The 12,669-nt window shown below is 66.4% G+C and carries 9 protein-coding genes; 2 read left to right on the top strand and 7 right to left on the bottom strand.

The genetic code is table 11. From position 1 onward, the window contains the following. The 6 genes from fabV to queA form a co-directional block, all read right to left on the bottom strand. Entirely contained in the window at window positions 1-1,260 is a 1,260-nt protein-coding gene (fabV, locus tag OC373_RS07970) for an enoyl-ACP reductase FabV (RefSeq protein ID WP_261997422.1), read from the bottom strand. Window positions 1,261-1,492: 232 nt separating this feature from the next. Then, the gene (gene secF / locus OC373_RS07965; RefSeq protein ID WP_019183139.1) at window positions 1,493-2,467 is read right to left on the bottom strand and encodes a protein translocase subunit SecF; all 975 of its coding nucleotides are present in this window, start codon (window positions 2,465-2,467) and stop codon (window positions 1,493-1,495) included. Between the two features lie 19 nt (window positions 2,468-2,486). Then, the gene (gene secD / locus OC373_RS07960; protein WP_070427176.1) at window positions 2,487-4,340 is read right to left on the bottom strand and encodes a protein translocase subunit SecD; all 1,854 of its coding nucleotides are present in this window, start codon (window positions 4,338-4,340) and stop codon (window positions 2,487-2,489) included. A gap of 58 nt (window positions 4,341-4,398) precedes the next feature. After that, a complete protein-coding gene (gene yajC / locus OC373_RS07955; RefSeq protein WP_019183141.1) occupies window positions 4,399-4,743 on the bottom strand; it encodes a preprotein translocase subunit YajC in 345 nt (114 codons plus the stop codon). Between the two features lie 155 nt (window positions 4,744-4,898). Continuing rightward, window positions 4,899-6,029, bottom strand: coding sequence for a tRNA guanosine(34) transglycosylase Tgt (tgt, locus tag OC373_RS07950; protein WP_261997421.1), 1,131 nt, complete (start codon window positions 6,027-6,029; stop codon window positions 4,899-4,901). Window positions 6,030-6,095: 66 nt separating this feature from the next. After that, window positions 6,096-7,127 carry a tRNA preQ1(34) S-adenosylmethionine ribosyltransferase-isomerase QueA gene (queA, locus tag OC373_RS07945; RefSeq protein WP_261997558.1) on the bottom strand — a complete coding sequence of 344 codons (1,032 nt, stop codon included), beginning with the start codon at window positions 7,125-7,127 and terminating at the stop codon, window positions 6,096-6,098. A gap of 247 nt (window positions 7,128-7,374) precedes the next feature. On the opposite strand from queA, the gene OC373_RS07940 reads away from it, so the two are divergent. Then, window positions 7,375-8,871, top strand: coding sequence for an aminotransferase class III-fold pyridoxal phosphate-dependent enzyme (locus tag OC373_RS07940; RefSeq protein ID WP_070471776.1), 1,497 nt, complete (start codon window positions 7,375-7,377; stop codon window positions 8,869-8,871). A gap of 299 nt (window positions 8,872-9,170) precedes the next feature. Then, a complete protein-coding gene (locus tag OC373_RS07935; protein WP_019183145.1) occupies window positions 9,171-9,764 on the top strand; it encodes a TIGR00730 family Rossman fold protein in 594 nt (197 codons plus the stop codon). 21 nt (window positions 9,765-9,785) lie between these two features. Here the strand turns inward: OC373_RS07935 and OC373_RS07930 are convergent, their stop codons facing one another. Then, on the bottom strand, window positions 9,786-12,668 hold the full coding sequence (locus OC373_RS07930; RefSeq protein ID WP_261997420.1) for an EAL domain-containing protein: 2,883 nt from the start codon (window positions 12,666-12,668) through the stop codon (window positions 9,786-9,788). Window position 12,669 lies beyond the last annotated feature (1 nt).

Raw genomic sequence — 12,669 nt, 5'->3', positions numbered from 1 at the left:
TCAGGCCATCTCGACCAGGTTCGGGATCTTCACGTCGGTGGCGACATCGGCATCGTAATCCACACCTTCCACGCCGAACCCGAACAGACGCAGGAAATCGGCCTTGTAGCCGGCCAGATCGCTGATCTCGTAGAGGTTCTCGTTGGTCACCTGCGGCCACAGCGCGACCACTTCGCCCTGCACCTCCGGCGCCATTTCCTTGTAGTCCGCGCGCAGGCGGCCGGCGTCATCGATCAACTCGACCTTGCGGCCGCCATCGGTGACCAGGTCGTGGCGCAGGCGCTCGGTCGCGGTGCCCGCGTCCTTGCCGCCGTAGAGGATGTCGTACAGGGTATCGAGCTGTTCGATGCAGCCCTCGTGGGTGCCCTTGGCCTTCATCACCTTGAACAGCAGCGACAGGTACAGCGGCATGGTCGGGATCGCCGAGCTGGCCTGGGTGACCACGGCCTTGAGCACCGATACGCGCGCATCGCCACCGATCGGTGCCAGCTTCTGACGCAGGCCGACGACCTTCTCGTCCAGATCCTTCTTGGCCGCGCCGATGGAACCGTTCCAGTAGATCGCCTGGGTGATTTCCTCACCGACGTAGGTGAAGGCCGTGGTGGTCGCGCCTTCGGCCAGCACACCGGCCTCGAGCAGCGCATCGATCCACATCTGCCAGTCTTCGCCGCCCATGACGGCGACGGTACCGGCGATCTCTTCCGGCGTGGCCGGCTCGATCGTGGTTTCGGTGATCACTTCCTTGTCGGTATCCAGGCCGCGCAGCGTGATCGGTGCGCCGATCGGCTTGAGCGTGGAGCTGATCACTTCACCGGTCCTGGGATGCTTGCGGCGCGGCGCGGCCAGGCTGTACACCACCTGGTCGACCTGGCCGAGATCCTGCCTGATCAGCTCGATGACCTTGGCCTTGACCTCATCGGAGAAGGCATCGCCGTTGACGCTCTTGGCGTACAGACCGGCCTGCTCGGCGTACTTGTGGAACGCGGCGGTGTTGTACCAGCCAGCCGTGCCCGGCTTGGTCTCGGTGCCCGGACGCTCGAAGAACACACCCAGCGTGGCGGCATCACTGCCGAACGCTGCCGTGATGCGCGCAGCCAGGCCGTAGCCGGTGGAGGCACCGAGCACCAGCACCTTCTTCGGGCCATTGGTGATCTTCGGCTTGGACTGGATGTACTCGATCTGCTGCTTGACGGCCGCATCGCAGCCGACGGGGTGGGTGGTGACGCAGATGAAGCCGCGCACACGCGGTTTGATGACCATGTAAACCTCGAGGGGGACTGGCGCAGGGCGGACCGGCGCGATGAAAAGGGAGGTCGCGCGCCACCTGGGCGGCTGCGCGGAACGCAAGGGATCGTAGTGCGCAGCGCCGCGGAGTACAACCGACGGGGGTGTATGGGAGGTGACGGTCCCGCCCTGGCGCACTCTGCGGGCAGCCCCAAAAGAAAGGCCGCGCAATGCGCGGCCTTCCGGATGTTGCAGACCACCAGAGAACTTACGGACGACGCTCCAGCGCTTCCACGTCCTTGGCCTTCGGCAGCAGATCCTGCTTGGTCACGGCCAACGCGCCCATCGTCAGCAGCGGACAGGCGATGAAGATCGACGACAGCGTACCGATCACCGCACCGATCATCTGGCTCAGCGCCAGCCCTTCCAGCGAACCACCGCCGTACAGGTACAGCGCCAGCACCGACAGGAAGAACACCAGCGAGGTGATGATCGTGCGCGACAGCGTCTGGTTGATCGAACGGTTCATCACTTCCAGCGGCTCGACGCGCAGGCTGCGGAAGTTTTCACGCACGCGGTCGAACACCACGATGGTGTCGTTGATCGAAAAGCCCATCACCGACAGCAGGCCTGCCAGCACGGTCAGATCGAACTCGCGGCCACTCAGCGAGAAGTAGCCCGCCACCACCAGCACGTCGAACAGCGTGGTGATGATCGCCACCATCGCGAACTTCCACTCGAAGCGGAAACCGATGTAGATCAGGAAGCCGATCAACACGAACAGCGCCGCGTACAGGCCGTTCAGGGCCAGCTCTTTACCCACCTGCGGGCCGACGAACTCGGCGCCGACGATGGCGGCCTGGTTGCCCTCCATCGAGATCGCCTTCTGCACGGCTTCGGCGGTGCGGTTGTTGGCTTCACCGGCGTTCTCGCCTTCGGCCATTTCCTGCGGCTGCAGGCGGATCAGCAGGTTGCTGCCGCTGCCGAAGCTCTGCACCTGGGCACCGGCATAGCCGGCGCCTTCCAGATGCTCACGCACGGCATCGACGTCAGCCGGCTTGTCGAAGCGCACTTCGACCACGGTGCCGCCGGTGAAGTCCAGCGCGTAGTTGAAGCCCTTGAAGGCAATGCAGCCGATGGCGGCAATGAACACCAGCGCGGCCAGCGAGACAGCCACCCAACGGGTGCGCATGAAGTCGAACTTGGTGTCGTTCGGGATCAGATGCAACGGGAAAAGTTTCATGGTTTCTATTCGCTTCCCGTCAGATGGCCAGGGTCTTGAGCTTCTTGCGGCGGCTGTAAACCAGCACGGCAAGGGCACGCGAGACGGTGATTGCAGTGAACATGGAGGCCAGGATGCCGACGATCATGGTCACGGCGAAGCCCTTCAGCGGGCCGGTACCGAACGCATACAACGCCACACCCGCCAGGATGCCGGTGAGGTTGGCGTCCAGGATGGTCCCGGAAGCCTTCTCGTAACCGGCCACGATGGCCGCCTTGGGCGGCATGCCGGCCCGCAGCTCTTCACGGATACGTTCGTTGATCAGCACGTTGGCGTCGACCGACAGGCCGATCGACAGCGCCAGGCCGGCGAAGCCGGGCAGCGTCATCGTCGCACCGAACAGCGACATCACCGCCACCACGATCAGCAGGTTGAACAGCATCGCCACCGAGGTGATCACGCCGAACATCCGGTAGTACACGGTGAAGAAGACCAAGGTGAACAGGAACGCGAAGCCGACCGCGGTCACGCCGCGCTCGACGTTCTCCGCACCCAGGCTCGGGCCGACGATGCGTTCTTCAACAAAGTCCATCGGCGCGGCCAGCGAGCCGGATTTCAGCAGCTTGGCCAGGTTGTCCGCTTCGAGCTTGTCCAGGCCGGTGGTCTGGAAGTTCTTGCCGAACACGCCGTTGATGTTGGCGACCGAGATCACCTCTTCCTTGACGCGGAAGCTGCGCACTTCCTTGCCGTCGACCACGTTCACGGTCGGGATGCGCTCGGTGTAGACCACCGCCATCGGCTTGTTCACGTTGGCGCTGGTGAAGTCGAACATGCGCTGGCCGCCGACGTTGTTCAGCGTCACGCTCACTGCTGCCGAACCGTTCTGGTCGGTGGTGGCCTGCGCGGCGACCATCTGGTCACCGGTCACGATCACGCGCTTGTTGAGCAGGATCGGGCCGCGGTTGTCGCGCTGCTGGTAGACCTTGGCCTCCGGCGGGATGCGGCCGCTGGCGATCGCGTCCTGGGCGTTGCCTTCAACCACGGCGCGGTATTCCAGCGTCGCGGTGGCACCGATCATGCGCTTGGCTTCGGCGGTGTCCTGCACGCCGGGCAGCTGCACGACCACGCGGTCGGCACCCTGGCGCTGGATGATCGGCTCGGCCACGCCCAACTGGTTGACGCGGTTGCGCAGCGTGTTGACGTTCTGCTCGATGGCGCCATTGGCGATCGCGGTCAGTTCCGTCTCCGGCATGCTCACGGTGATGCGGTTGCCCGCCACCTCGTAGCCCAACGTCGGCTGCGCCTTGACCATGACCTCGCGGGCACGCGCGGCCGCATCGGCACCGGCAGACGGGCTGATGGTGGCCACGATGGTGTTGTCGCCACGGCGCTCGACCGACTGGTAGGCGATGCGGGCATCGCGCAGGCTGGTGCGCACGTCTTCGGCGTAGGCGTCCAGACGCTTGTCCAGTGCCGCCTTCTGGTCGACCTGCAGCACGAAGTGGACGCCGCCCTGCAGATCCAGGCCCAGCACCATCGGCTTGGCGCCCAGGTCGCTCAGCCAGTCCGGCACGGTGGAAGCCAGGTTCAGGGCAACCACGTAGTCCTCGCCCATCTCGTCGCGCAGGGCGTCGTTGGCGGCGGTCTGCGCCTGCAGCGTCGGCAGGCGCACGATCAGGCTGTCGCCTTCCTTGGCCACCGACAGCGGCTCCACGCCGGCCTGCTTGAGGTCACCCAGTACGCGGTCGCGCAGGGCGTCGTCGATCTGCCCGCCACGGTTGGCGGTGATCTGCACGGCAGGGTCCTTCTGGTAGATGTTGGGCAGCGCGTACAACGCACTGACCGCCAGCACGATCAGGATGAGGAAATACTTCCAGCGTGGAAATTCGAGCATTGCTTGGGTCCCGCGCGGTGCCCGTCCCGGCACCGCGGTTGAACGGAAAGGAGGTGGATCAGTTGGCCGACTTCAACGTGCCGGTCGGCAGCACATTGCCCACGGCGCCCTTCTGCACGCGGATGCGCACGTTCTCGGCCACTTCGATGGTGATGAAGTTGTCGCCGATGTCGGTGACCACGCCGGCAATGCCGCCGTTGGTCAGCACTTCGTCACCGCGCTTGACCTTCTCCAGCATGGCCTTGTGTTCCTTCTGGCGCTTCATCTGCGGGCGGATCATCAGGAAGTACATGATCGCGATCAGGATGATCGGGAACAGCAGGGTGGTCAGACCCATGCCCTGCGGCTGGCCACCGGCGGCCTGGGCGTTGGCGGTGGGGATCAGGAAGGCGAGCAGGTTCATAGTGTGTCCTTGGGTTGGGAGGCGCCCCGCCCCCTCTGAGGGTCAGGGTGTCGCCGCGAAACGGGGGTCAGCCTCGAAGTATGCCATGGCCCCGGGAGTTCGTCCTTGGGCCGTTTGGCAGGGTCGGCGCGCCGGAGCGGCCGGCCGGGGTCACTCTACAGCGCGGGCGTGACCGCACCACGGGCCGCGTAGAAAGACTCGCGGAAGGCGGAAAAGGTTCCCGCCGCGATCGCCTCGCGCATGTCGGCCATCAACTTCTCGTAGTAATAGAGGTTGTGGATGGTGCCCAGCATGGGCGCCAGCATCTCGTTGCAGCGGTCCAGGTGGCGCAGGTAGGAGCGCGTGTAACCGCTGGTGCAGGCATGGCAGCCGCAGCCCGGCTCGATGGTGTCCATGTCGCGCTCGTAGCGGGCGTTGCGGATGCGCACGGTGCCGAACGAGGTGAAATAGTGGCCGTTGCGGGCGTTGCGGGTCGGCATCACGCAATCGAACATGTCCACGCCGCGGGCGACGCCTTCGACCAGATCTTCCGGGCGGCCCACGCCCATCAGGTAGCGCGGGCGGTCGGCCGGCAGGATCGGGTGCATGTGGTCGAGCATGGCGTTGCGCTCGTGCTCGGGCTCGCCCACGGCCAGGCCACCGATGGCGTACCCGTCAAAGCCGATCTGCTGCAGGCCCTCGGCCGAGCGGCTGCGCAGGTCGTGATGGACACCGCCCTGGACGATGCCGAACAGCGCTGCGTCATTGCCCAGTTCATCGTGCGCGTTGCGGCTGCGCTGGGCCCAGCGCAGGCTGAGCTCCATCGAGGTGCGCGCGACCGGCTCGGTGGCCGGGTACGGGGTGCACTCGTCGAAGATCATCACCACGTCCGAATCCAGCACCTTCTGGATGCGCATGCTCTCTTCCGGACCCAGGAACACACGGGCCCCGTCGGTCGGCGAGGAGAAGGTCACGCCCTGCTCGGTGATTTTGCGGCGGTGGGCCAGCGAGAACACCTGGAAGCCGCCGGAGTCGGTCAGGATCGGTCCATTCCAGCGCGCGAAGCCGTGCAGGCCGCCGTGGTCGGCGATCACGTCCAGGCCCGGACGCAGGTACAGATGGAAGGTGTTGCCCAGGATGATCTCCGCACCCAGCGCGCGGATCTGCTCCGGCAGGATGCCCTTCACCGAGCCATAGGTGCCCACCGGCATGAAGGCCGGGGTTTCCACGGTCCCGCGCGGGAAGGTCAGGCGGCCGCGGCGGGCGCGACCGTCGGTGGTCTGGAGCTGGAACTGGAGTCGGGACATGGAGCGGTCATTCGGGCAGATAGTCTGCCATTGTCGCCGAAAACGGCCGCGCCTGCCCCGCCCCAGTTATTCCCCCTGCGGGAACAGCAGCATCGCATCGCCATAGCTGAAGAAGCGGTACTTCTCCGCGATCGCCGCCTGATAGGCCTCGAATACGCGGTCCTTGCCGGCAAAGGCGGAAATCATCATCAGCAGCGTGCTTTCCGGCAGATGGAAGTTGGTCACCATCGCGTCCACGCTGCGGATCCGGTAGCCGGGGGTGATGAATATCTGGGTTTCACCGGCGTACGGCAGCAGCTCGCCGTCGCGCATGGCGCTTTCCAGGGCCCGTACCACCGTGGTGCCGACGCCGATCACCCGGCCACCCGCGGCGCGGGCGCGGCGCACCTGCTGCACCAGTTCGGCGCCGACGTTCAGCCATTCGCGGTGCATCACGTGGTCGGTCAGATCGTCCACGCGGACCGGCTGGAAGGTGCCCGCGCCCACGTGCAGGGTCACATGGCCGAACTCCACGCCCTTTTCCTTCAACGTGGCCAGCAGGGCCTCATCGAAGTGCAGGCCGGCGGTCGGGGCCGCCACCGCGCCGATCTCGCGGGCAAAGACCGTCTGGTAACGCTCGCGGTCGTCCACGCCCGGCTCGCGCTGGATATAAGGCGGCAACGGCAGCCGGCCGGCGTGCAGCAGCCACTGTTCCAGCGCCTCGGGCACGTGGAACTGCAGCACGTAGAACTCGCCGTCGCGCCCCAGCACTTCGGCCTCGCCACCGGCATCCAGGGCAATGCGGCTGCCCGGCTTGGGCGACTTGCTGGCGCCGACCTGGGCCCGCGCCTGCTGGCCACCGAGCAGGCGCTCGATCAGGATCTCGACACGGCCCCCGCTGGCCTTCTGGCCGAACAGGCGCGCCGGGATCACCCGGGTATCGTTGAACACCATCAGGTCGCCTTCCCGCAGCAGCTCGGGCAGGTCGCGCACCTGGCGGTGGTCGAAGGCGGCCGGGGCCGGCGGCACCACCATCAGGCGGCTGGCCGAACGCTCGGCGAGCGGAGCCTGGGCAATCAGTTCAGGCGGCAGGTCGTAGTTGAAATCGGACTTCTTCAAGGGAGCGCACGGCAACGTGTAGGCAATGTCGGCCATTGTACGACTGGCTCCCGGTAGCAACCCAGCCTTGTGCGAACGTCGCGCAAAATGCTGCTTTGCAACAGTTTTTAGCGGGGTTATCGCGCGAAAAACCGCGTGCTAGCATCGAGCCGGAAGTCTGATGCACGAGCAGGAATGCCCGAAGCGCGCGCGAATAGACGCGCGTTTTGCTTTTCCGCCGTGCCGCCATCGTTTCAGGAGATCTGCAATGAGCTTCATCGAACGTCTTGCCCCACTCCGCGCCCAGCCGGGCACCCGCCTCACCACCGGCCTGGATGACGCCACCCTCGAACGCCTCGCCGCCGGCCACCCCGCGCTGGTCGCCGCCATCGACGCCGCCGCCACTGAGTTCGAGCGCGTGCGCGCCGATCTGGGCGACCTGCTGGCCCTGGATGAGCGCGCCCAGATCGATGCGATGCAGGACGGCTTCGTCAACTTCTATGCCGACGATGCGGTCACCCCGTACGTCGCCCTGGCCGCCCGTGGCGCATGGGTGGTCACGCTGAAGGGCGCGGTGCTGTACGACGCCGGCGGCTACGGCATGCTCGGCTTTGGCCACACCCCCGAAGCGGTGATGGACGCCATGGCGGCCCCGCAGGTGATGGCCAATGTGATGACCCCCAGCCTGTCCCAGCAGCGCTTCATCCAGGCCCTGCGCAAGGAGATCGGTCACCGCCGCGGCGGCTGCCCGTACAGCCACTTCATGTGCCTCAATTCCGGCTCCGAAGCGGTCGGCCTGGCCGCGCGCATCGCCGACGTCAACGCCAAGCTGCAGACCGATCCCGGTGCCCGCCACGCTGGCGCCAGGATCAAGCGCGTGGTGGTGAAGGGCAGCTTCCACGGCCGCACCGACCGCCCGGGCCTGTATTCCGATTCCAGCCGCAAGACCTACATGCAGCACCTGGCCAGCTACCGGGGCGAAGACAGCGTGATCGCGATCGCGCCGTACGACGAAGACGCACTCAAGCGCGTGTTTGCCGAGGCCGAGCAGAACCATTGGTTCATCGAGGCGATCTTCCTGGAGCCGGTGATGGGCGAAGGCGACCCGGGCCGTTCGGTGCCGCCGTCGTTCTATGCGCTGGCCCGCGAGCTGACCCGCCAGCACGGCAGCCTGCTGCTGCTCGACTCGATCCAGGCCGGCCTGCGCGCGCACGGCGTGCTCTCGATCGTGGATTACCCGGGCTTCGAAGGCCTGGACGTGCCGGACATGGAGACCTATTCCAAGGCGCTCAATGCGGCCCAGTTCCCGCTCTCGGTGCTGGCCGTGACCGAACACGCCGCGCAGCTGTACCGCAAGGGCATCTACGGCAACACCATGACCTCCAACCCGCGGGCACTGGACGTGGCCTGCGCCACGCTGTCGCTGCTGACCCCGCAGGTGCGCGAGAACATCCGCGTGCGTGGCGAGGAAGCGGTGCGCAAGCTGGAACAGCTCAAGACCGAGCTGGGCGGGCTGATCACCAAGGTCCAGGGCACCGGCCTGCTGTTCTCCTGCGAGCTGGCCCCGCAGTTCAAATGCTACGGCGCCGGCTCCACCGAGGAATGGCTGCGCAACCACGGCATCAACGTGATCCACGGCGGCGAGAACTCGCTGCGGTTCACCCCGCATTTCGGCATGGACGGCGAAGAGCTGGACCTGCTGGTCGGGCTGGTGGGCCGGGCGCTGAAGGAAGGCCCGCGCCGCGAGCAGTCGCAGGCGGCCTGAGGCGGCGGTACGGACAACGGCAGCCGACCGTTGGTCGGCTCCCATGAACCCCGTAGAGCCGACCGTTGGTCGGCTCCCATGAACCCCGTAGAGCCGACCGTTGGTCGGCTCCCACAAATCCGGCAGAGCCACCACTACCCAGCCGCCATCCCCCGGCCCCGATTGGCCTCCACGCCCATAACGCGCGATAATCACCGCCCGCATCCGCGGAACGACACCCCGTCACGAGACCGGAACACTGGTCATCGGCGGGGCTTTTTCGTTTCCGCCGCGTCAGTTTCTGAACACAGGAAGATCCAATGAAGTCGATTTGCGTTTACTGTGGTTCCAACCCCGGCAGCAAGCCGGTCTACACCGAGCGCGCCATCGCGCTGGGTGACCGCATCGCCCGGGATGGCCTGCGCCTGGTATACGGCGGCGGCAACGTCGGCCTGATGGGTACCGTGGCCAATGCCGTGCTTGCAGGCGGCGGCGAAGTCACCGGCGTGATCCCGCAGCAGCTGGCGGATTGGGAAGTGGCCCACCGCGGCCTCACCGAGCTGGAAATCGTCGGTTCGATGCACGAGCGCAAGTCGCGCATGTTCGATCTGTCCGATGCGTTCGTGGCCCTGCCCGGTGGCTTCGGCACGATGGAAGAGATCTTCGAAATGCTCACCTGGCGCCAGCTGGGCATCGGCAACAAGCCCTGCGCGTTCCTGGATGTGGATGGCTTCTACGCCCCGCTGATCGGCATGATCGATCGCATGGTCGAAGAGCGCTTCCTGCACCCGGCCCAGCGCGCGGACCTGTGGTACGGCTCGGACATCGATGAAATGCTTGCCTGGATGCGCGCCTACGAGCCGGCGCAGGCCTCCAAGTGGATCGACGAGAAGCGGGCCAACGCGCTGCGTTGATCCCCGAGCTGCTGCGACGGTTCAGGCCGTCGCGGTGGTCGCCATCGGGGCCGGCCGGCCCAGCAGATAGCCCTGGCCGTAATCGCAGCCCAGCTGCAGCAACGTGTCGTGCTGGGCCTGGGTCTCGATCCCCTCGCCCACCGTTTCAATGCCCAGCGTGCGTGCAAGCGACAGCACGCCCTGCACCAGCGCGTGCGTGCTCTGCATGTCCTGCCCGTGCAGGCCGGCGATGAACGATTGATCGATCTTCAGCGTCGAGATCGGGAAGCGATGCAGGTAGGACAGCGCCGAGAAGCCGGTGCCGAAATCATCCAGCTGCACCAGCACGCCGCGCTCGCGCAGGGTCTGCAGGATGCGCAGCGTGCGCGGGCCGTCATCCAGCAGCGCCACCTCGGTGATCTCCAGCCGCAGCCGGTGCGGATCGGCGCCTGCCGCTTCGATCAGGCCGAACAGGCGCGTGCTGAAATCGGCCGAGCGGAAGTGCCGCGGCGACACATTGACGGACAGATACCCACGGCCGCCACGCGCAAGCTGGGTGATCACCTGCTCGTACAGCAGCCAGTCCACCTGTTCGATCAGGCCACTTTCTTCCCCCAGGTCCAGGAAGGCGCTGGGCAGCAGCAACCCGCGGCGCTCGTGCTGCCAGCGCAACAGCGCTTCGTGGCCGACCAACTCACCATCGCTGAGCCGCACGATCGGCTGATAGAACGGCATGAAATCGCGGTTGATGATGGCCCGGCGCAGGTCCGCCTCCAGGTCCAGGCTGCGCAGGGCCTGCTCGCGCATCGCCTCATCGAACACCGCACAGCGATCGTTGCCCTGTGCCTTGGCGCGGTACATCGCCGCATCCGCATCGCGCACCAGCTCTTCGCCGTTGCGGTAGCGGGGGTTCCACATGGCGATGCCGAGGCTGCCGGAGGGGAACAGTTCGCGCCCCTTCACCCACATCGATTCTTCCAGCGCCACCAGCATGCGCTGTGAGAACTCCAGCGCCGAGGCCAGGCCGTCGCCGCACTGGAGCAGGATCGCGAACTCATCCCCGCCCAGCCGGGCGACCACATCCTGTGCGGAGATCATCGAGACGATGCGCTTGGCCACCTCGACCAGCATCTGATCACCGGCGGCATGGCCGATGCTGTCATTGACCAGCTTGAACCGGTCCAGATCCAGGAACAGCACCGCAAAGCCCTGTCCCTCGCTGGCGCGCGCACGTGCGATCGCATCTTCCAGCCGGTCCAGCAGATGCAGGCGATTGGGCAGTCCGGTCAGCGCATCATGCATGGCCTGATGGGTGAGGCGCTGCTCAGCGCGCAGGCGCTCGCCGATCTGGCCCAGCAGCTTGTCGTTGACGTCGGCCAGCTCGCGGGTGCGCTCGTCCACGCGCCTTTCCAGATCGGCATGCGCATTGCGCAACCGCTCCTGGTCGCGCTGGCGCGCCAGCCCGTTGCCGATGTTCTGCGCCACGAAGGTCAGCAGCCGCTGGTCGTGCACGGTGAACACCACCTCCGGCGAATAACTCTGCACCACGATCACGCCGACCACATCGTCATCGCTCAGCAACGGCACGCCCAGCCAGCAGTTCGACCGCGCGCCGAACTCGCGTACCACCCCGCTCTCGCGCAGCGCATCGATGCGCTCGCGGGTGGCCAGCAGCGGCTGGCGGTTGCGCACGATGAACTCGGTCAAGCCTTCACTGAAGGGCCGCGGTGCGCGCGACGGGTTGTACTCGTCCACCGAGTAGACGAACTCCAGCCCGTCACCTTTTTCGTTGACCAGGGCGATATAGAAATTGCGCGCATCCAGCAGCGTGCCAACGACGCCATGCACCTGGCCGTAGTACTGCGACAGCGACTCGGCGCTCATCGCCAGCTCGGCGATGTTGAACAGCGCCATCTGCAGTTTCTCAGCGCGGCGGCGTTCGACCACCTCCTCCTGCAGGTTGCGGTTGGCGCGCTGCAGCTCGACCGTGCGGCGCTCCACCTGCCGCTCCAGCTGTACCTGCGCCTGGCGCCGGTCCATCGCGGTCAGGATGTGCTGGGCGACATAGCCCAGCAGCGTGCGGTCGGCCTCGCCATAGCGCGCGCGATGCTCGTAGCTCTGCACCACGATCGCACCGCATACGCGCCCGTCGCGCAGCATCGGCACGCCCAGCCAGTCCAGGCTCTCGGGCCCACGCTCGGGGTCGTGTTCGTCATCGAGGATGGCCAGCAGCTCGCGCGAGGGCCCACTCAATGGCTCGCCATGCCGCAACAGCGCAAAGGTGAGGCTGCGCGGCATTTCGTGTTCTTCGTAGCTGCGGTCCGGGTCGGCGACGAAATCATCTTTCTGATCGGCGAAGTACAGGAAGCGGACCCGGTGGCGAACGTCGTCGTACTCGACGATGAAGCAGTTCTGCGCATACATCAGGGAATTGAGCACGCGGTGGAAGTGGCGCAGCATCTCGGCCATTTCCAGATCGGCACCGGCCAGATCGGCGATTTCATACAGTGCCTGCTGCAGGCGCTTGGAGTCTTCCAGCGAGGCGATCTCGCGCCGCTGCCGGGCCAGCAGCACGGTGCTCTGGAACAGGCAGCGCGCGGCCGTCCACCAACTGTCCGGTGGCGGCGTATCGCCGGCCAGTGACACGTCCAGGGTCAGTTCCGAGCCGCCATGGTTCCAGCATTGCTGCAGGGCCAGCCGCGCCGATGCCGCCTGCTGCCGCGGGGCGTTGGGAACGGGCCCTGCGGCGCCGCCTTCCGGATGGCCGTGGCGGCCCTCGCCCAGCACCGGGTCCGACCAGGCCAGGGCGACCGCTGCGCCCGCCGGCAACTGGGCGCACAACGCCGTGGCGACCGCGGCAGGAATCACCGCATCACCGTCGCGTTGCACTGAAGAGGTCACCATCTGGCTGGACACGTCGCTCATC

Origin of the sequence: Stenotrophomonas sp. Ste96, from assembly GCF_024519495.1 — a bacterium.
Classification (GTDB): Bacteria; Pseudomonadota; Gammaproteobacteria; order Xanthomonadales; family Xanthomonadaceae; genus Stenotrophomonas; species Stenotrophomonas bentonitica_A.
The sequence above is the reverse complement of the archived record's forward strand: the minus strand, read 5'-3'. Positions and strand labels throughout refer to the sequence as shown.